This is a genomic window from Mesorhizobium sp. B2-3-11 (genome assembly GCF_006442215.1).
Classification (GTDB): Bacteria; Pseudomonadota; Alphaproteobacteria; order Rhizobiales; family Rhizobiaceae; genus Mesorhizobium; species Mesorhizobium salmacidum.
Genome location: NZ_VFVS01000002.1, coordinates 25,291 through 44,374, shown reverse-complemented (window position 1 = coordinate 44,374; position 19,084 = coordinate 25,291). Strand labels below are relative to the sequence as shown.

Genomic DNA, 19,084 nt, shown 5'->3' with positions numbered 1-19,084 from the left:
TGCGAGGACTGAACGAATGACCGAAACGGTCAAGTTAAAATCTCCCATCGACGGCTCGATCTACGCCGAGCGTCCGATCGCGACGGATCAGGCGATCAATGCCGCGGTCGAGCGCGCCAAGGCGGCGCAGGAGAAGTGGGCGCAGACGCCGATCGTCGAGCGCGGCAAATACATGCTGGCGATGCTCGAAGCGCTGGTCGCGATGACCGACGAGATCGTGCCGGAGATAGCCTGGCAAATGGGGCGGCCGGTTCGCTATGGCGGCGAGTTCGGCGGCGTCAAGGAGCGCACCAATTATATGGTCGAGATCGCCCAGCAGGCGCTCAAGTCGATGCCGGCCTCCAACCCGAAGGACGGCTTCCGCCGCTATGTGAAGAAGGATCCGCTCGGCGTGGTCATGGTGATCGCGCCGTGGAACTATCCTTATCTCACCGCCGTCAACACCATCGTACCGGCGCTGATGGCCGGCAACGCCGTTATCCTGAAACATGCGGCGCAGACATTGCTGGTCGGTGAGCGCTTCCAGCAGGCCTTCGACAAGGCTGGCCTGCCCAAGGGCGTTTTCCAGAACATGGTTCTCAACCACGCCCAGACCGAAAAACTGCTGGGTTCGGGCAAGATCGACCATGTCAATTTCACCGGCTCGGTCGGCGGAGGTCGCGCCATCGAAAAGGCGGCGGCAGGCACCTTCATGACGCTTGGCCTCGAGCTTGGCGGCAAGGACCCGGCCTATGTGCTGCCCGATGCCAAGATGGACCATGCGGTCGCCAATCTGGTCGACGGCGCTTTCTTCAACTCCGGCCAGTGCTGCTGCGGCATCGAACGCGTCTATGTGCACGAGAAGGTCTATGACGAGTTCGTCGAAGGCTTCATCGCCGAGACGAAGAATTATGTCGTTGGCAATCCTCTGGAGCAGGCGACGACGATGGGGCCGATGGCGCAGGCGCGTTTCGCCGACCTGATCCGCGAGCAGAAGGCCGAAGCTCTGCGTAAGGGTGCGGTGGCGCACATCAACATGAAGGTGGCTAACGACAAGGCCGGCTCGCCCTATCTGGCACCGGAGGTATTGACCGGAGTCGACCACCAGATGAGCGTCATGCGCGAGGAAAGTTTTGGCCCGATCGTTGGCATCATGAAGGTGCGCAACGACGAAGAGGCGATCGCTTTGATGAACGACAGCGCCTATGGGCTGACCGCCTCGATCTGGACGCGCGACACCGAGCATGCGGTGGCGATCGGCGACCGGGTCGAGACTGGCACGGTGTTCATGAACCGCTGCGACTATCTCGATCCGGCGCTGGTCTGGACCGGTGTCAAGGACACCGGCAAGGGCGCCGGGCTGTCGGCCATCGGCTACGACAATCTGACGAGGCCGAAGTCATTCCACCTGCGCGAAGCCATCTGATTTTTGAAAGACAAGCAATGTCCAAGCTCATCTCCAAATGGAACTACCCCACCACCGTCCGCTTCGGCGCCGGGCGCATCAAGGAATTGCCGGAGGTGCTCGCGGCCACCGGCATCAAGCGGCCGCTTTTCGTGACTGATCCGGGCTTGGCGAAACTGCCGGTCGTCGCCTCGACGCTTAGGATTCTCGATGAGGCCAAGGTGCCCTATGGCGTGTTCTCCGAGGTGAAGCCGAACCCGGTGGACTCCAACCTCACCGCCGGCATCGCGGTGTTCAAGAAGGGCAAGCATGACGGTGTCATCGCTTTCGGCGGCGGCTCGGCGCTCGACCTCGGCAAGCTGATCGCCTTCCAGTCCGGCCAGACGCGGCCGGTCTGGGATTTCGAGGATGTCGGCGACTGGTGGACGCGCGCCGACTCCGATACCATCGCGCCGATCATCGCCGTGCCGACCACGGCGGGAACCGGCTCGGAGGTCGGCCGCGCCGGCGTCATCACCAACGAGGCGACCCACACCAAGAAGGTCATCTTCCACCCGAAACTTTTGCCGGCAATCGTCATTGCCGATCCGGAACTGTCGGTCGGCATGCCGGGCTTCATCACCGCCGGCACGGGCATGGACGCGTTTGCCCATTGCCTCGAAGCCTACTGCGCACCGGGCTACCATCCGATGGCCGATGGCATTGCCGTCGAAGGCATACGCCTGGTGTTCGAGAACCTGCCGAAGGCTTATGCCAATGGCAAAGACCTCGTCGCCCGCGCCCATATGATGAGCGCGGCCGCCATGGGTGCTGCCGCCTTCCAGAAGGGGCTGGGCGCCGTCCACTCGCTGTCGCATCCGATCGGCGCGCTCTACGACACCCATCACGGCATGACCAATGCCGTGTTCATGCCTTACGTGCTGGCCTTCAACCGGGATTCCATCGAGGAGCGCATTGCCAGGCTTGCCGCCTATTGCGGCATCAAGGGCGGCTTCGACGGCTTCGCCAAGGCAATCATCAAACTGCGCAAGGAATTGAAGGTGCCGCACGCGCTGCCGGGCCTGATCAAGGGGCTCGACATGGACAAGAAGCGCAAGGCGCTGATCGCCGACATGGCGGTGGTCGATCCAACGGCCGGCGGCAACCCGGTCAAGCTGACCAAGAAGGCGGCGCTGACACTGCTCGAAAACGCGATCGCCGGGACGGTCTGAGGCCGGTTCAGGGGTGCGGAAGTTGATCGAGAAACGAGGGGAAAGGAAAGGGGAAGGGGCGATATAGGGGCGGATTAATGATTAGCCGGAAAATTAAGTGATGGCTAATTGCTACAGTCCGTTAAAAAGAGTTAACTTTTCACGCTGCGAGGCGCTGGTTTCACAAAGCTTTCATTTGGCTGTCACACGGAAACGATACCGCATCGCAGACGTCCAACGGCGTCAGTTCAATGGAGAGAACACATGTTCAAATTCACGGGGAAAGTACTTTCCCTTTCGGCCGCGACCCTCATGGTGTCGTCGGTGATTTCGTCCGCCGCTTCGATGGACGATCTCATCAAGGCCGCGAAGGCCGAAGGCCAGCTCACCACGATCGCTTTGCCGCATGACTGGTGCGGCTACGGCGACGTCATTGCTGGCTTCAAGGCGAAATATCCGGAAATCACCGTCAACGAACTCAACCCCGACGCCGGCTCCGGCGACGAAGTCGAGGCAATCAAGGCCAACAAGGACAACAAGGGCCCGCAGGCTCCTGATGTCATCGACGTCGGCCTGTCCTTCGGCCCGACCGCCAAGGCCGATGGCCTGTTGATGCCTTACAAGGTGTCGACCTGGGACTCGATCCCGGACAGCGCCAAGGATGCCGATGGCGCCTGGTACGGCGACTATTATGGCGTTCTCTCGTTCATGGTGAACAAGGACCTGATCAAGGAGTCGCCGAAGGACTGGGCCGATCTCCTCAAGCCCGAATTCGCCAACGCGGTCGCCGTTGCCGGCGATCCGCGCGCTTCGAACCAGGCCATCCAGGCCGTCTACGCCGCAGGCCTTTCCGGTGGGGCGGCTGCTGGTGAAGCCGCTGGCACCGCGGGCCTCGACTTCTTCAAGAAGCTCAACGCCGCCGGCAATTTCGTGCCGGTCGTCGGCAAGCCGGCAACGCTTGCCCAGGGCCAGACCCCGATCCTGATCAACTGGGATTACAACGCGCTTGCTGGCCGCGATACGCTGAAGGGCAACCCGCCCGTCGACGTCATCGTGCCGAAGACCGGCGTTGTCGCTGGTGTTTATGTGCAGGCGATCAGCGCCTTCGCGCCGCATCCGAACGCAGCCAAGCTATGGATGGAATATCTCTATTCCGACGAAGGCCAGGTCGGCTGGCTGAAGGGCTATTGCCACCCGATCCGCTTCAACGATCTCGCCAAGAACGGCAAGATCCCGGCTGACGTGCTGGCCAAGCTGCCGCCGGCGGAATCCTACGCCTCGGCCGCCTTCCCGACGCTCGACGAGCAGGGTAAGGCGAAGGAGGCCATCAGCAAGAACTGGGACGCCGTTGTCGGCGCCAACGTCAAGTAAGGCTTGAAATCCACCGGGCGGCCTCGCCGCCGCCCGGCTTCCCCTCGAGGACGGTAGCCGGCGCATGACCGATCTTACGCTTTCAAATCAGTCCGTTACCACCAAGCCCGCGCCGCCGAACGAGGCGACCGCTTTCCGCTTTCCGATGCAATGGATTGGCGTGGCGCCCTTCTTTATCTTCGTCCTGATGTTCCTGATCCTGCCGACGATCTATCTCGTCCTGGGAGCTTTCCAGAATGGCGACGGTCAGCTGACGCTGGATAATATTCTGCAGCTGGTCAGTGATCCTTCGATCAGCGCTTCCTACTGGGTTTCGATCAAGATCAGTTTCTGGTCGGCCGTCATCGGTGCCTTTGCCGGGCTCGCGATTGCCATCGCCATCGTGCGCGGCGGGCTTCCCAACTGGACCCGCTCGGCGACCCTGACTTTTTCCGGCGTCGCCTCGAATTTCGCCGGCTTGCCGCTGGCCTTCGCCTTCCTGGCGACCCTCGGCCGCGTCGGCATCGTCACAACGCTTCTGCGTGACGTTCTCAATGTCAACATATACGCGATGGGCTTCAATTTCCTCACGACATCGGGCCTGATCGCGGTCTATCTGTTCTTCCAGATTCCGCTGATGGTGGTCATCATCGTGCCGGCCATCGACGGCTTGAAGAAGGAATGGGGCGAGGCCGCCGCCACGCTCGGGGCAACCCAGTCGCAGTATTGGCGCATGGTGGTCATTCCGGTCTTGTGGCCGAGCTTCCTTGGCACCGTCATCCTGTTGTTCGCCAATTCCTTCGGCGCCATCGCCACGGCTTATGCGTTTGCCGGCCCGGCACTCAACATCGTTCCGATTAAGCTCTATTCGCAGATCAATGGCGACGTGCTGCACAACCCGCAGCTCGGCTATGCCATCGCCTTCGGCATGATCGTCATCACGGGCTTAGCCAACGTCTTCTACATCTGGTTCCGGACCCGGTCCGAAAGGTGGCTCAAATGAAGTCGGGCAAATTCTGGGCCTGGGTCGTCTTCATTGTCGGCGCGGCCTATTTCTTCATTCCCCTGATGGCGACGGTCGAGTTCTCGTTGCGCATGCGGCGCGGCGTCCATTCCTTCGACGCCTACCAGATCGTGCTGGGCGACGCTCGCTTCCAGTCGACCTTCCTGTATTCGGTGGTGGCGGCCGTCTTCACCATCATCCTCGGCGTGCTGATCGTGGTGCCGGCGGCATACTGGATCCGGCTGCGCCTGCCGCAGCTCAGGCCGATCGTCGAATTCATCACGCTGTTGCCGCTGGTCATTCCGGCCATCGTCATCGTCTTCGGCTATATCAGGATGTACGGCTCGAATTCCCCGCTGCCGTTCCTGGGAAGCAATATGGGCGCCAATGCCTTGCTGGTGATCGGCTATGCGACGCTGGCTCTGCCTTACATGTATCGCGCCGTCGATACCGGGCTGCGCACCATCGATGTGCGGACATTGACCGAAGCAGCGCAGATCCTGGGTGCCGGCTGGGGCACGATCATTGGCCGGGTGATCCTGCCCAATGTCCTGATCGCCGTGCTGTCGGGCGCCTTCCTGACCTTTGCCATCGTCATCGGCGAGTTCACCATGGCGAGCCTCCTCAACCGTCCGGCCTTTGGCCCGTATCTGCAAAACGTCGGCGCCAACCGGGCCTATGAACCGGCAGCCCTAGCCATCATCGCCTTCGCCATTACCTGGGGCTGCATGTCGCTCATCCAGATCCTGTCCCGCTTCGCGCCGAAATCGGCGAACCGCCCGAATTGATCGAAAAGCGCTGACCTGAGAGAAAAAGCCATGGCCGAGCCATTCCTGTCCATCCAGCATGTGCGAAAGTCCTACGGGTCCAATACCGTGGTGCAGGATTTCAGCCTCGACGTCGAGCCGGGCGAGTTCGTCTCGTTCCTGGGGCCCTCCGGTTGCGGCAAGACGACGGTGCTGCGCATGGTCGCCGGCTTCGAGGAGCCGTCGGCCGGCAAGATCGTCGTCGCCGGCAAGGACATCACGCGGCTGAAGCCCAACCAGCGCAATGTCGGCATGGTGTTCCAGGCCTATGCGCTGTTCCCAAACCTCACCGTGGCACAGAACATCGCTTTCGGGTTGAAGGTTGCCGGCATGCCGAAGGCCGACGCCGACAAGCGCGTCGCCGAGATGCTCGACATGATCAGGCTGCCGCAGATGGCGGACCGCTATCCCTACCAGCTCTCCGGCGGCCAGCAGCAGCGCATCGCGCTGGCGCGCGCGATCGCGCCAAAGCCGAAGCTGCTTTTGCTCGACGAGCCGCTGTCGGCGCTCGACGCCAAGGTGCGCGTGTCGCTGCGCGAGGAAATACGCTCGATCCAGAAGAAGCTCGGCATCACCACCATCTTCGTCACCCATGACCAAGAAGAGGCGCTATCGATCTCCGACCGCATCGCCGTCATGTATGGCGGCAAAGCCGAGCAGGTCGCGACGCCGTTCGAGATCTACAACCGGCCGGCGACCAAGTTCGTCGCCAATTTTGTCGGCACGCTGAACGTGCTCGAAGGCAAGGTCACCGATGCCGGCTCCGGCAAGGTTCAGGTCAACACGCAGGAAGTCTCGCTCAAGGGCAAGCTCAACGGCTCGAAGTCCGGCGACACGCTGTCGCTGGCGCTGCGGCCCGAGGCGATTTCGCTCGGCCGCCAGCCCGGCCGCGACTCCAGCCTGACCGGAGAGATTTCCGAAGTGCACTTCCTCGGCTCGGTGATCCGAGTCCGTGTCGGCATCGGCGGCAACACGGTGTCGCTCGACACGTTCAACAACTCCGCCACCCCGCCGCCCGCGGTCGGAGAGAAGGCCGAGATTTCGTTCTCGTCGAGCGATATGCTGGTGCTGCATTAGGTAATCCACGGTCGGTTGGCGCTCCCGAACGGATGCTCCAGCAATCCGAATTCCCGTGCTGTCCGCGGCGACACAACCCGTGCCAGAAGTATCACCCGTTGTTTCACGGCCACGACTTTGGCACTGCCAATCGTTTCATTCGGCCGCTACGATAGCGCATGGCCCTTTTCGAACTGACGCTTATCCTGCTTTTGACCGCCGTCGCGCTGACGGCGCTGTCGCGACGGCTGGAGATTCCCTATCCGTCCCTTCTGGCCCTGGCCGGCGTCGCGATTGCCTTTGTACCTGGCGCGCCTGTGATCGAGATCGATCCGGAACTGGCGCTTGCCCTGTTCATCGCGCCGGTGCTTCTCGATGCCGCCTATGACACGTCGCTGCGCGACCTGAAGCGCTACAGGCTGTCTCTGGTGCTGCTGGCGCTCGGCGCCGTGGTCTTCACCACCGTGGTCGTTGCCTTCGTCGGCTGGAAAATGGCCGGGCTGCCGATCGCGGCGGCGGTCGCGCTTGGCGCCATCGTCGCACCGCCGGATGCGGTGGCGGCGAGCGCCGTGCTCGGCCAATTCAAGGTGCCGTACCGCCTCACCGCCATCCTGCAGGGCGAGAGCCTGCTCAACGATGCCACCGCGCTGCTGATCTACCGGCTGGCGGTTTCGGCCGCACTCGGTTCGATCCTGTTGAGCAACGCCATTCCGGTGATCTTGCTGTCGACGATTGGCAGTTTGGCCGCGGGTTATGTGCTTGGCCGTGTCTCGCTGCTGACACTTAGCCGGATCGACGACGCCGCAAGCAGCACCGTGGTGCAGTTCGCCGGGACATTCGGGGTGTGGATCCTGGCCGACAGGCTCGGTCTTTCCGCCATCATCACCATCGTCGTCTATGCCATCACCATTGCACGCAGTGGACCGCGCCGCATGTCGGCGAGACGCCGCGTCAGCACCTATTCGGTCTGGGAATCGGCGGTGTTCGTGCTGAACGTGCTGGCTTTCGTGCTGATGGGGCTGCAGGCACGCTCTATCGTCGGCCGGCTCTCCGGCGACGGGCAGGGCGGAGCCTTTCTCTTTGCCGCGACGGTGCTGGTTGTCGTCATTCTGGCACGCCTCGTCTGGGTGGCGAGTTACGTTGCGATCATCAGATGGTTCGCCCGTTTCGGCGGCGAAGACAGAAGGCGAGAAGCGCCGACATTTCGCGGCGCCGTGCTGGTCGGCTGGTGCGGCATGCGGGGGCTGGTGACGCTGGTGGTGGCCATTGCCCTGCCGGCCGGCTTTCCCGGCCGCGACCCGATCGTGCTAGCCGCCTTCGCGGTGGTTCTGGGCACGCTGGTGTTGCAAGGCATGACCTTGAAGCCCTTGCTGCGGGTACTCAACTTCGAACGGGATACGAGCGTCGATCGCGAAGTGGCTCAGGCGCGTGTTGCCGTCATGCAGGCCGCGCTTGACGTGTTGAGCCGCAAGACGTCGGCCGCGGCGGCCGTCGTGCGCGAGCAGTACGAGGCTCAGCGGCAGATCGCGGAAAATCCGGAGGATGCGCAGGCGGCGACCGAATACGACCGGCTGCGGCTCTATGCTATCAACCGCCAGCGCGACACGCTGGAGGAACTGCGCAGCAACGGCACGATCGGCGATGAAGCCTATCACCGGCTGGAGGAAGAGATCGACTGGGCGGAACTGGCGGCGTCGCCGGCAGGCCGGTTCCAGCCGCTGACCACGGACTAGCAGATGCCGGGTCTCGACCGCCGCCCTGCTGGACCAAGCCCCGTTCGTCCTGCTGCACATTGCAAGCGATCGACCGAACCGTTACTGCCAACACCGGGAAGTGAGCCGGATAAGCAATGAAGCTGGTCAGCTACAACATCCAGTACGGGTTCGGCAGCGACGGGCGCTACGATCTTTCGCGCGCCGCGCGCATGATTGCTGGCGCCGACATCATCGCCTTGCAGGAGGTCGAGCGGCACTGGCAGCGCAGCAATTTCGACGACCAGCCGGAGTTGCTTTCACGGCTTCTGCCTGATTATCACTGGGTGTATGGCCCGGCCTTCGACATGGATGGCAGCGAATGGCGGGACGGCCGTCTGGTCAACCGCCGCCGGCAATTCGGCACCATGGTCCTGTCAAAACTGCCGATCGTCTGGTCGCGGCTGCACGCGCTGCCGATGCGCCGTACGCTGCGTCCGCTCAACACCCGCAACGCCGCGCTCGAATGCATGATCCGCACGCCGGCCGGGTCGGTCAGGGTGCTTTCGCTGCATCTCGCGCACATCGCCGCGGAAGAGCGGCTGGACCAGATTGACTATCTCTTGGCGCAGCATCGCCGGGCGCCGGGGGAAGGCGGACCGTGGAGCGGCGTGGACGACGAACCTTCGCGTAACTGGACACATGGGCAAGTCGAGCCGGAAAGCCCGCCGGCGGCGATCTGGCTGGGCGATTTCAACATGGAGCCGGACAGCGCCGAATACCGTCGCATCGTCGGCAGCACGCCGTATCATCGTGGAGCAGCCTATCTCGACGGCTTCGTCGATGCCGCCGCCGTGGCGGTTGAACCGGCTGGTGATTTCCATACGCATGAGAAGATCATCGACGGCAGACTGGCAAAGCGTCGTCTTGACCATTGCTTTGTCGGCGGCATGTTGGCCGGGCGTGTGCGCTCGGTCAGCGCCGATATAGGCGAGCTTGCTTCCGATCACTTCCCCGTCCAGGTCGACATCGATCTCGAAACGCCCTTCGGCTCCGGAGGTCGATGATCTCCATATGACGCTTTTCGTCTTCCTCGCTGTGCTTGCCGCGGCCGCCATGCACGCGATCTGGAACGCGCTGGTCAAGGTACATCTCGACCGCTTCCTGTCGATTACTTTGATGACGTTCGGCATGGGGGTCGCTGGCCTCGTGGTGCTGCCTTTCGTCGAGGTGCCCAAGGTGGAAGTCTGGCCCTATATCGCCGCTTCGGTGATCTTCCACATGGGCTACCGCACCTTCCTGATCGGCGCCTACCAGGCCGGCGATTTTGCCCAGACCTATCCGTTGGCACGCGGAACGGCACCTCTGCTGGCCGCGATTGGCGGGATGTTCGTTGTCGCCGAGGTGCCGGCACCGCTTGCCATCTTGGGCATCCTGCTGTTGTCGGCCGGAACGCTGGTGATGTCGTTTCGCGGCGGGGCGCATCTGGAGAAGCTGAACCTGCGCGCGGTCGCATTCGCGCTGGGCACGTCGATCTTCATTGCCAGCTACACGCTATCCGACGGCAGCGGCGCGCGGCTGGCCGCGACCGCGCAAAGCTATGCCGCCTGGCTGTTCATCTGCGATGCGCTTGGGGCGCTGGTGCTCTGCCTCGTTTTCCGAGGACCCAAGGCGCTTCCGGTGTTGGCGCGCGACTGGAAGACCGGGCTGTTCACCGGCGTGCTTTCCGGCGCCGCCTACTGGATCGTGATGTGGGCGATGACCAAGGCGCCGATCGCCTCGGTGGCGTCACTGCGCGAAACCTCGATCCTGTTCGCCATGATGATTTCGGTCTACGCGCTCGGCGAGAAGATGACGGGCTGGCGCGGTGCAGCCGCGCTCAGCATCGTCGCAGGCGTCATCGCGCTGAGGATGGGCTGACATTTCAACCCAGCACCGTCATTACCTGACCGCGCCGCTCCGGACTGAAGCGGATGACCACAATGATGCAGACGGCGACCACGCCGGCAAATAGCGCCAGCGCATAACCATAACTGCCGCCGGGCGCTTCCGCGATCCCCGCTTGATACGGACCGCCGTAGGAGGCGGCGAGATTGCCGGCCTGGTATATGAAGCCGGGCAAGGTGGCGCGCACCGCGCCGGGCGAAAGCTCATTGAGGTGAACCGGGATGACACCCCAGGCACCCTGGACCGCGACTTGTATGATGAAGGCGCCAATGGCCAGCATGAAGGGCGTGGAGCTGTAGGCCCATAGCGGGATCGCCGGCAGGGCGATGATGCATGCGAGGGTAATGGCGTTGATCCGGCCGATCTTCTCCGACAGCGCGCCAAACGCCAGGCCGCCGACAATGGCGCCGATATTGGCGACGATGGTGATCCAGCTCACCGTATGCGGATCAAAGCCATGCTGTTTCTTCAGGAAGGTCGGGTAGAGGTCCTGCGTGCCATGGCTGAAGAAGTTGAAGAACATCATCAGCACCACGGCATAGAGCGCGACGCGCCAGTGCTTCCGCAGCGTTTCCAGCAACCCCGGTCTGACCTGCTTTCGTGCCTCGACGAAGGGGGGCGATTCCGGCACGTGCGAGCGGATGAACAGCACCATCAGCGCCGGTATGAAGCTCAGCAGGAACATGAAGCGCCAGCCGAGGACGAAGTCGCCGACCTTCTGTCTGTAGAGCAGCCCATAGACCACCGCCGCCAGGAGGTAACCGGCGGGATAACCGCATTGCAGGATACCCGAGACCATGCCGCGTGCCCGCGGCGGTATGGATTCCATGGCAAGCGAGGAGCCGAGGCCCCATTCGCCGCCCATGGCGACGCCGAACAGGGCGCGTAGCGCCAGGAACATGCCGAGATTGGGAGAGAAAGCAGCCAGCGCCCCGATCACCGAATAGCTGACGATGTTGAGCATCAAGATCGGCTTGCGACCGTATTTGTCGGCAAGCATGCCAAAGAAGAACGCGCCGGTGAAGCGGGTCGCCAAGGTCAGGAACAGAGCCTTCGACACCGCGGGAACATCAGTCTGGAACTCAGCCGCAATGTCGGTGAGCAGAAAGGTCAGAAGGAAGAAATCAAAAGCATCGAGCGTCCAGCCCAGAAATGACGCCAGAACGGTTTTCTTCTGCTCGGCGGTGAGGTTCAAGGCGTCCTCCTTTGTACCCCCAAAGGAACGATATGTCGCCTTGTCGGCAAAAGAGAACAGCGATCGGGCGGCTTTCGAAAGGCCGGCGGTTCACTTTTTCGTAAGATCGAGGTCGAAGACCATCAATCCGTCGGTGCCGCCTTCGAGGGTCGCGATCAGCCGGGCGCCGGCACGCTGATGCGCCTCATGGACGAGATAGGCGTCGCGCGCCGCTGCATCGCGGAAATCGATGGTGAAGCCATGGCTGAAACCCCGCGCGAAGGGCTCCGGACTGACATTGGCGCTGAATTGAACCGTCTCCATGCCTTCGATCACCTGCCGCAACGCTTCGAGGTCGGCGTGGATAGCCGTGCGCTCGGCCGGGGACACATCACTACGAAATCTTGCGAAAACACAGTGCCTGATCATTTTACCACTCCCTAAGCAGCACGATTGCCGGAAAATACCGCCGGCGCCAGCGGCTCGCGGCCAAGGATCAGATCAGCGCCCTTTTCGCCAACCATGATGGTCGGCGCGTTGGTGTTGGAAGAAGGCACACGCGGCATCACCGATGCGTCGCAGACGCGCAAGCCTTCTATACCGCGCAGCTTGAGATCCGGCGTCACCACCGCCATCTCGTCATGGCCCATGCGGCAGGTGCCGACGGGATGGTGGTCGGTCTTGGACGTGCGGCAGGCATAGTCGATCAACTCGTCATCGCTGGCGAGCGACGGACCGGGCAGCACCTCGCGCAGCACGTAGGGGGCAAGTGCCTTCTGCCGCATGATCTCTCGCGCCAGCCGCAGTCCCTTCAGCGACATGGCGCGGTCATAGGGATCGGACCAGTAGTTCGGATCGATCAGCGGATGGTCGGCTGGATCGGCGCTTTTAAGCCGCACCGTTCCGCGCGAGCGCGGCCGCAGGAAAGCCGAGTTCAAGGTGACGCCCGGGTTTTTCAGCTTCTCGACGCCGGCCTCGATGCCGGAGCCGAGACCCAGATGGAACTGGATGTCGGGCGAGGCGGCGGTCGGATCCGCGTACCAGAAGCCGCCGGTCTCGAACAGGCTGGAAGCCACCGGTCCCTTTTTCAGCAGCAGATATTGCAGCCCGGCCCAGGCCGTGCGGTGCAGCTTGGCGTAATTGTCGTAGGTGTGATCGCCTGTGCATTCGGCGATGACGAAGAGGTCGAGATGATCCTGCATGTTGGAGCCGACGCCTGGCAGATCGTGTACCGGCGTGATGCCGACCGATTTCAGGTGGTCGGCCGGGCCGATGCCCGACTGCATCAGAAGCTTCGGCGAACCGACGGCGCCGGACGAGACGATCACCTCGCGGTCGGCATGCAGGATTGTTGTCTGGCCGCCCGGCCTGTCGACCACCTCGACGCCGACGGCACGGCCGTTCTCGACGACGATGCGGGTGACCAGCACATCGGTCCGGACAATGAGATTCTTCCGGTCGCGGATCGGCTTGAGATAGGCCACCGAAGCGGAGGACCGGCGGGCGTCCTTCTGGGTGAGCTGGTAATAGCCGACGCCTTCCTGGCTGGCGCCGTTGAAATCCGGGTTGAAAGGAATGCCCATCTCCTGGCCGGCGCGGAAATAGGCCTCGCAGATCGGCAGCGGCGAGATCGGGTTGGAGACGCCGAGCGGGCCTTGGTCGCCGTGAAAATCGTTGGCGTAACGCTGGTTGTTCTCGGCGCGTTTGAAATAGGGCAGTACGTCGCGGTAGCCCCAGCCGGCCAGCCCTTCTTCCTTCTCCCAGGCATCGTAATCGCGTGCATTGCCGCGCGTGTAAATCTGGGCGTTGATGGAAGAACCGCCGCCGACCACCTTGGCTTGCGTGTACCAAAAGACGCGGTCCTTCATGTGTTTCTGCGGCACGGTCGACCAGCCCCAAGAGGCGATGCCCTTGGTCATCTTGGCGAAACCCGCCGGCATGTGGATATAGGGGTGCCAGTCCTTGCCGCCGGCTTCGAGCAGCAGCACGGAATTGGAGGGATCCTCGCTTAGCCGGTTGGCCAGCACGCAGCCGGCCGGACCGGCGCCCACGATGATGTAGTCGGTCATTGTCTTATCCGTTCACAGCCGGGGCACGGAGAGCGCGCCGTCGACATTGATGATCGAGCCGGTCGAAAAACCCAGTCTGCCGGCAGCGAGCGCCGCCACCATGGCGCCGATGTCGGAGGCTTCGCCCCACCGTTTCGCCGGCACCAGGCCGCCGTCGATCAGCGCGTCGTATTTGGCACTCACGCCTGCCGTCATGTCGGTGCGGATGATGCCCGGCCGCAGCTCGAACACGCCGATGTTTTCCGGGGCGAGCCTGAGCGCCAGGTTCTTCACCCACATGGAAAGCGCTGCCTTCGACATGCAATATTCGGAGCGTTCCGGAGAGGCCATCTCGGCGCTGACCGAGGTGATGGTGATGATTGACTTGGCATGATCGCCCGGCTTGGCCAGCATCGCCTTGGCGACGGCCTGGCTGAGGAAGACGGTGCCACGCAGGTTGACGCCGAGCGCGCGGTCGAAATTATCGGGTTTGAGGTCGAGAAGGTCGCCACGCGCCACGGCGCCGACGCCGGCATTGTTGACCAGGCAATCGATGCGGCCGAAGGCGCGCATGGCGGCGTCGACGAGGGAAGCATGGGTGGAAAGATCGGCGATGTCGCAGCCGAAATACGCGAACTTCGCGCCGCGCGCGGTGATGTCAGCGGCGAGCTCGCCTGCGGCTGTTTTGGCAAGGTCAGCGACGAGAATGTCGAATCCGGCGTCGGCCAGCGCCTCGGCGCAGGCAAAGCCGATGCCGCGCGCGCCGCCGGTGACGATGGCCGCCGGGCGGGTCATGCGGCAAGCTCTGTTTTGCGGATGTGTTCGGCTACCCGCAGCGCCTGGGCGGCGATCGACAGCGCCGGGTTCACGGCGGCCGAGTTCGGCAGGAAACTGGCATCGACGACGAAGAGGTTCCGGTGATCGAAGGCGCGACAGAACGGATCGAGCGGCGACATCGCCGGATCGTCGCCCATTTTGACCGTGCCGCACTGGTGCGAGGGCGTGCGCTTGTCGAACGGGCGCGACAGCACGATGGGATAACCGCAGGCGCGGAAATTCTCGCGCATCACCTTGGTCAGCCCGTCGAGCGACTGCATGTTCGAGCGCCGCCATTGCATGACGATGTCCTTGCCGTCGACCATGATGCGGCTTTCGGGGTCGGGCAGGTCCTCGCACATCAGGTACCAGTCGACGGCATGGCCGGCCATGAAATCGAGCGCGAATTTCGGCACCCGTTTCACATTGGCCTTGAGCATGTTGCCGTCGATCTTGCCGAGAAGCTGGACATTGCCGAGCGGTTTGCCGCCCTTGCCGCCCGTGAGATAGTAGTCGTTCAGCATCAGCGTCTTCTGGTAGACGGCATCGTTCCTGCGGCGCGGGTCGATCGCCAGCATGGCGCTAGAATTGTGGTTCATGAAGTTGCGGCCGACCTGGTCGGAGCGGTTGGCGAGCCCCTTGCCGCCCCCCTTGCCATTGCTGGGTGAGGGCGAGCGCAGCAGGATGACCGCTGAATTGACCGCGCCGGCCGACAGGATGACCAGTTTTGGCGACAGCTTTTTCAGCTCGCCGTTCTGGTGGTAATGAACCGCTGATATGGTTTTACCGTCCGGAGCAGTCTCGAGATATTCGACATAGGCGCCGGTCTCGAGCTTGATGTTCTGGTCGGTCAGTGCTGCCGCCAGCGGTGCGGTCTGGGCGTCCATCTTTCCATGGCCGGTGTTCGGAAAAGCGTCCCAACCGGTCTTGCCTTCCCTGAGCCAGGTGTCGATATCGACGCCGAGCGGCAGCGAGGCCGGATGCAGGCCCAGCCGCTTGAGCTCGGCTCGGGCACGGGCGATCGGCGCCTCGTCGGGCACAGGCTTATAGGCATAGGGGACCGAGTGGAACGGCTCCGTCGGATCCTCGCCGAGCGTGCCGCGCACGCGGAAAAGCTGCTCAGCCCTGGAATACCAAGGCTCGAATTCGTCATAGGAAAACGGCCATGCCGGCGAGACGCCGCCAAAGTGTTCCATGGCGGAAAAGTCTTCCTTGCGGTAGCGGATCAGCACCGCGCCGAAGAATTTCGAATTGCCGCCGACATAGTAGTAATTACCTGGGTTGAACGCGGCACCGCCAGCTTCGCGCCACATCTCCTTCGGCCGGTAATGGCCGTCAACGAAGATGGCGCGTGTGTCGCGCGCGTGCGGCGTTGCCGGCAGCGGCTCGCCACGCTCCAGCATCAGGATAGAGGCGCCGCTGCCGGCCAGACCAGAGGCGATCGTGGCGCCGCCGATGCCGGAACCGATGATGACGATATCGGGGTTTGCCATCGCCTAAAGCGCGCCGCGTTTGAATTGACACATGCGACCCGCTTCAGGTCTTTTGTTTTGATGCATGTCGTTGCCCCAAAACCGGATCCACTTTTGGGCGACACGCATCAGCGAATACGGCTCTCGGTCGCCGGATCAAAGAACACAGCCTTGGTCAGGTTGAAGGCCAGCGGCGTGTTGGTGCCCGGCTGGATGTTGGCATCGGCGCGCAGCCGCGCCACCACGCCCTTGCCACCGAGATTGGTGACGGCGAAAGTGTCGGAACCGGCCGGTTCCACAACCTCGATATGACAATCGGCGGTGGCGATTTGCGAGGCGTTGCGTTCCGCGCCTTCCGGATCGGTGAGCGCCTCCGGGCGGACGCCGAAGATGATCGGCTTACCCTTGAACGCCGACAGTCCGGCCGGCGCGTTGGCCATCGGCAAGGTGATCGGCTGGCGTGCCTCGCGATCAAGCACGACGGCCAGATCGCCGCCATTGCCGCCGATGGTCGCCGGGATCAAGTTCATTGCCGGCGACCCCATGAAGTCGGCGACGAAGACATTGCTCGGGTTATTGTAGATTTCCGCCGGCGTGCCGAATTGCTGCACCTCGCCGTCACGCATGACCGCGATCTTGGTCGCCAGTGTCATCGCCTCGATCTGGTCGTGGGTGACGTAGACGATCGTTGTGCCCGTGGTGGCATGCAGGCGCTTGATCTCGATGCGCATGTCGACGCGCAGCTTGGCGTCGAGGTTGGACAGCGGCTCGTCGAACAGGAACAGCTTGGGGTCGCGCACCAATGCCCGGCCCATGGCGACGCGCTGGCGCTGGCCGCCGGAGAGCTGGCTCGGCTTGCGCTGCAGCAGATGGCCGATCTGCAGTACCTTGGCCACCTTGTCGATCGCCTTCTGGCGTTCCTCGGCTGGTACGCCGCGCATCTCCATGCCGAAGGAGATGTTCCCGGCCACCGTCATGTTGGGGTAGAGCGCATAGCTCTGGAACACCATGGCGATGTCGCGCTTGGACGGGTGCAGATCGGTGATGGTGCGGCCGTCGACGCGGATATCGCCAGAGGTGATCGTCTCCAGTCCGGCAATGGTGTTGAGCAGCGTGGACTTGCCGCAGCCGGACGGACCGACCAGCACCAGAAAGCCGCCCTTTTCCAGCTCGAGGTTAATCCCTTTCAGGATCTCGACCTGGCCGAAACGCTTCCTCAGACCATCAATTTCCAGAAAAGCCATTGCGTTATCCTTTGACCGCGCCGGCCATCAGGCCACGCACGAAATAGCGGCCGGCGAGCACATAGACGAGAAGGGTGGGCAGCGCGGCGATCATCGCAGCCGCCATGTTGACGTTGTATTCGACGACGCCGGTCGAGGTGTTGACGACATTGTTGAGCGCTACCGTCATCGGCATCGCGTCACCTGTGCCGGCATAGGCGGAGGCGAACAGGAAGTCGTTCCAGATGTTGGTGAACTGGTAGATGACGGTGACGACGAAGATCGGCATCGAGTTCGGCAGCATGATGCGCCGGAAGATCTGGAAGAAGGAAGCGCCGTCCACCTGCGCGGCCTTCACCAGTTCGGTCGGGAACGCCTCATAATAGTTACGGAAGAACAGCGTGGTGAAGCCGATGCCGTAGACGACGTGGACGAACACCAGGTTGACCGTCGGGTTGCCGAGGCCGAAGCTGGTTCCGACCGTGTTCTGCAGCGTCACGCCGAACCGTCCGAGGCTGCCCAAGATCGTCGCCATCGGCAAGAGCACCGACTGGAACGGGATGAAGCAGGCAAACAGCATCAGCCCGAACACCAGTGTCGCGCCGCGGAAACGCCATTTGGTCAGCACGTAGCCGTTGAGCGCGCCGAGCATGGTCGAGATCAGCACGGCGGGAACCACCATCTTGATGGAGTTCCAGAAATAGCCCTTGATGCCGGCGCAGGTAAGGCCAACGCAGGTCTCGCCCCATGCCTTCAGCCAGGGCTCGAAGGTCGGCGCCTTGGGCAGCGCCAGCATGTTGCCGTTCTGGATCTCGTCCATGGTCTTGAACGAGGTCACCAGCATGACGAACAGCGGCATCAGGTAGAACAGCGCGAACAGCGCCAGAAGCCCGTAGATGACGATGCGGTTGACGATCTTGACGTTCATGCCGCCGCTGGCCTGGCGGGTGGGAATGGTCACGGCGCTCATCGCGACTTCTCCCTGAGTTCCGAATAGAGATAGGGCACGATGATGGCGACGATGGTCATCAGCATGATCACGGCACTTGCCGAACCGACGGCCATTTCGTTGCGCTTGAAGGTGTATTCATACATGAAGTTGGACGGCAGCCAGGCCGAGCCGCCGGGGCCACCGCTGGTCAGCGCCACAACCAGATCGTAAGATTTGATGGCAAGGTGCGCGAGCACGATAAAGGCTGACAGGAAGATCGGCCGCAAGAGCGGAATGACGATGCGGCGATAGAGCTGGAAGGTGGTGGCGCCGTCGATCTGCGCCGCTTTCATGATCTCGCCGTCAATGCCGCGCAGGCCGGCCAGGAACATCGCCATGATAAAGCCGGAGGCCTGCCAGACACCGGCGATGACCACGGTGTAGATGACGAAATCCTTGTTCTTGATCCAGTCGAAATGGAAGCTCGTCCAGCCCCATTGATGCAGCGTCTGCTCGAGACCGAGGCCAGGGTCGAGGAACCATTTCCAGGCAACGCCGGTGACGATGAAGGAGAGCGCCATCGGGTAGAGATAGATCGGACGCAGCACGCCTTCACCGCGGATCTTCTGGTCGAGCAGGATGGCCAGGAACAGGCCGAGCGCCAGGCAGATCAAGATGTAGAGAAAGCCGAAAATGCCCATATTGGTGATCGACGTGTACCAGCTCGATGGCGGGTTGGTGTCGAAAGTCCAGCCCCACAGTCGCTGATAGGCGCGCCCGCCCGTTATAGCGTAGGACGGGAAGGTCTTGGAGTTGGTGAAGGATAGGTAGATCGTCCACAGGATGAAGCCGTAGACGAAAACGATAGTGATAGCGAAGCTCGGCGCCAGCACGATTTTCGGCAAGGCGTCCTGCAGGCGCGACCGCACAGAGGTGCGCGGGCGGGCATGCTCCGGCGTCAGCTTGATCTGGCTTGTCGCAACTGTGCTCATG

17 protein-coding genes are annotated in these 19,084 nt (G+C 62.6%); 9 read left to right on the top strand and 8 right to left on the bottom strand.

Going from position 1 to position 19,084, the window contains the following annotated elements; genetic code table 11:
- Positions 1-16: 16 nt before the first annotated feature.
- The 9 genes from FJ960_RS03605 (at position 17) to FJ960_RS03565 (ending at position 10,400) form a co-directional block, all read left to right on the top strand.
- The gene (locus tag FJ960_RS03605) at positions 17-1,405 is read left to right on the top strand and encodes an aldehyde dehydrogenase family protein (protein WP_140711946.1); all 1,389 of its coding nucleotides are present in this window, start codon (positions 17-19) and stop codon (positions 1,403-1,405) included.
- Positions 1,406-1,422: 17 nt separating this feature from the next.
- Positions 1,423-2,595, top strand: a complete 1,173-nt coding sequence (locus FJ960_RS03600) for an iron-containing alcohol dehydrogenase (protein ID WP_140711944.1) — start codon at positions 1,423-1,425, stop codon at positions 2,593-2,595.
- A gap of 243 nt (positions 2,596-2,838) precedes the next feature.
- Positions 2,839-3,945, top strand: a complete 1,107-nt coding sequence (locus tag FJ960_RS03595; RefSeq protein WP_140711942.1) for an ABC transporter substrate-binding protein — start codon at positions 2,839-2,841, stop codon at positions 3,943-3,945.
- A gap of 145 nt (positions 3,946-4,090) precedes the next feature.
- Positions 4,091-4,927, top strand: a complete 837-nt coding sequence (locus FJ960_RS03590; RefSeq protein WP_181165828.1) for an ABC transporter permease subunit — start codon at positions 4,091-4,093, stop codon at positions 4,925-4,927.
- On the top strand, positions 4,924-5,715 hold the full coding sequence (locus FJ960_RS03585; RefSeq protein ID WP_015315811.1) for an ABC transporter permease: 792 nt from the start codon (positions 4,924-4,926) through the stop codon (positions 5,713-5,715). Before FJ960_RS03590 ends, FJ960_RS03585 begins: the two co-directional genes overlap by 4 nt.
- 30 nt (positions 5,716-5,745) lie before the next feature.
- Complete coding sequence (locus tag FJ960_RS03580) at positions 5,746-6,810, top strand: ABC transporter ATP-binding protein (protein ID WP_140711940.1); 1,065 nt, start codon at positions 5,746-5,748, stop codon at positions 6,808-6,810.
- Between the two features lie 158 nt (positions 6,811-6,968).
- On the top strand, positions 6,969-8,522 hold the full coding sequence (locus FJ960_RS03575) for a sodium:proton antiporter (protein WP_140711938.1): 1,554 nt from the start codon (positions 6,969-6,971) through the stop codon (positions 8,520-8,522).
- A 116-nt stretch (positions 8,523-8,638) separates the two neighbouring features.
- Entirely contained in the window at positions 8,639-9,547 is a 909-nt protein-coding gene (locus tag FJ960_RS03570) for an endonuclease/exonuclease/phosphatase family protein (protein WP_140711936.1), read from the top strand.
- A 7-nt stretch (positions 9,548-9,554) separates the two neighbouring features.
- Positions 9,555-10,400 (top strand): EamA family transporter, encoded by an 846-nt coding sequence (locus FJ960_RS03565; protein ID WP_140711934.1) that lies wholly within the window; start codon positions 9,555-9,557, stop codon positions 10,398-10,400.
- Positions 10,401-10,404: 4 nt separating this feature from the next.
- Here the strand turns inward: FJ960_RS03565 and FJ960_RS03560 are convergent, their stop codons facing one another.
- The 8 genes from FJ960_RS03560 to FJ960_RS03525 form a co-directional block, all read right to left on the bottom strand.
- Positions 10,405-11,622 carry an MFS transporter gene (locus FJ960_RS03560; protein ID WP_140711932.1) on the bottom strand — a complete coding sequence of 406 codons (1,218 nt, stop codon included), beginning with the start codon at positions 11,620-11,622 and terminating at the stop codon, positions 10,405-10,407.
- A gap of 90 nt (positions 11,623-11,712) precedes the next feature.
- Positions 11,713-12,030 carry a Dabb family protein gene (locus FJ960_RS03555; protein ID WP_140711930.1) on the bottom strand — a complete coding sequence of 106 codons (318 nt, stop codon included), beginning with the start codon at positions 12,028-12,030 and terminating at the stop codon, positions 11,713-11,715.
- Between the two features lie 11 nt (positions 12,031-12,041).
- Positions 12,042-13,670, bottom strand: coding sequence for a choline dehydrogenase (locus FJ960_RS03550; RefSeq protein ID WP_140711928.1), 1,629 nt, complete (start codon positions 13,668-13,670; stop codon positions 12,042-12,044).
- A gap of 12 nt (positions 13,671-13,682) precedes the next feature.
- Complete coding sequence (locus tag FJ960_RS03545) at positions 13,683-14,444, bottom strand: 3-ketoacyl-ACP reductase (RefSeq protein WP_140504277.1); 762 nt, start codon at positions 14,442-14,444, stop codon at positions 13,683-13,685.
- Entirely contained in the window at positions 14,441-15,958 is a 1,518-nt protein-coding gene (locus FJ960_RS03540) for a GMC family oxidoreductase (RefSeq protein WP_140711926.1), read from the bottom strand. Before FJ960_RS03540 ends, FJ960_RS03545 begins: the two co-directional genes overlap by 4 nt.
- 107 nt (positions 15,959-16,065) lie before the next feature.
- Positions 16,066-17,181, bottom strand: a complete 1,116-nt coding sequence (locus tag FJ960_RS03535) for an ABC transporter ATP-binding protein (RefSeq protein WP_140711924.1) — start codon at positions 17,179-17,181, stop codon at positions 16,066-16,068.
- 4 nt (positions 17,182-17,185) lie between these two features.
- Positions 17,186-18,130 carry a carbohydrate ABC transporter permease gene (locus tag FJ960_RS03530; RefSeq protein ID WP_140711922.1) on the bottom strand — a complete coding sequence of 315 codons (945 nt, stop codon included), beginning with the start codon at positions 18,128-18,130 and terminating at the stop codon, positions 17,186-17,188.
- Complete coding sequence (locus tag FJ960_RS03525; protein ID WP_140504270.1) at positions 18,127-19,083, bottom strand: sugar ABC transporter permease; 957 nt, start codon at positions 19,081-19,083, stop codon at positions 18,127-18,129. Before FJ960_RS03525 ends, FJ960_RS03530 begins: the two co-directional genes overlap by 4 nt.
- Between the last annotated feature and the right edge of the window lies 1 nt (position 19,084).

Bases quoted from the DNA above. Each gene is read 5' to 3' on its own strand.
- FJ960_RS03540 (WP_140711926.1), bottom strand. From the start codon at position 15,958: ATGGCAAACCCCGATATCGTCATCATCGGTTCCGGCATCGGCGGCGCC.
- FJ960_RS03595 (WP_140711942.1), top strand. From the start codon at position 2,839: ATGTTCAAATTCACGGGGAAAGTACTTTCCCTTTCGGCCGCGACCCTC.
- FJ960_RS03575 (WP_140711938.1), top strand. From the start codon at position 6,969: ATGGCCCTTTTCGAACTGACGCTTATCCTGCTTTTGACCGCCGTCGCG.
- FJ960_RS03555 (WP_140711930.1), bottom strand. From the start codon at position 12,030: ATGATCAGGCACTGTGTTTTCGCAAGATTTCGTAGTGATGTGTCCCCG.
- FJ960_RS03530 (WP_140711922.1), bottom strand. From the start codon at position 18,130: ATGAGCGCCGTGACCATTCCCACCCGCCAGGCCAGCGGCGGCATGAAC.
- FJ960_RS03550 (WP_140711928.1), bottom strand. From the start codon at position 13,670: ATGACCGACTACATCATCGTGGGCGCCGGTCCGGCCGGCTGCGTGCTG.
- FJ960_RS03590 (WP_181165828.1), top strand. From the start codon at position 4,091: ATGCAATGGATTGGCGTGGCGCCCTTCTTTATCTTCGTCCTGATGTTC.
- FJ960_RS03585 (WP_015315811.1), top strand. From the start codon at position 4,924: ATGAAGTCGGGCAAATTCTGGGCCTGGGTCGTCTTCATTGTCGGCGCG.
- FJ960_RS03535 (WP_140711924.1), bottom strand. From the start codon at position 17,181: ATGGCTTTTCTGGAAATTGATGGTCTGAGGAAGCGTTTCGGCCAGGTC.
- FJ960_RS03570 (WP_140711936.1), top strand. From the start codon at position 8,639: ATGAAGCTGGTCAGCTACAACATCCAGTACGGGTTCGGCAGCGACGGG.
- FJ960_RS03605 (WP_140711946.1), top strand. From the start codon at position 17: ATGACCGAAACGGTCAAGTTAAAATCTCCCATCGACGGCTCGATCTAC.
- FJ960_RS03600 (WP_140711944.1), top strand. From the start codon at position 1,423: ATGTCCAAGCTCATCTCCAAATGGAACTACCCCACCACCGTCCGCTTC.
- FJ960_RS03545 (WP_140504277.1), bottom strand. From the start codon at position 14,444: ATGACCCGCCCGGCGGCCATCGTCACCGGCGGCGCGCGCGGCATCGGC.
- FJ960_RS03565 (WP_140711934.1), top strand. From the start codon at position 9,555: ATGACGCTTTTCGTCTTCCTCGCTGTGCTTGCCGCGGCCGCCATGCAC.
- FJ960_RS03580 (WP_140711940.1), top strand. From the start codon at position 5,746: ATGGCCGAGCCATTCCTGTCCATCCAGCATGTGCGAAAGTCCTACGGG.
- FJ960_RS03525 (WP_140504270.1), bottom strand. From the start codon at position 19,083: ATGAGCACAGTTGCGACAAGCCAGATCAAGCTGACGCCGGAGCATGCC.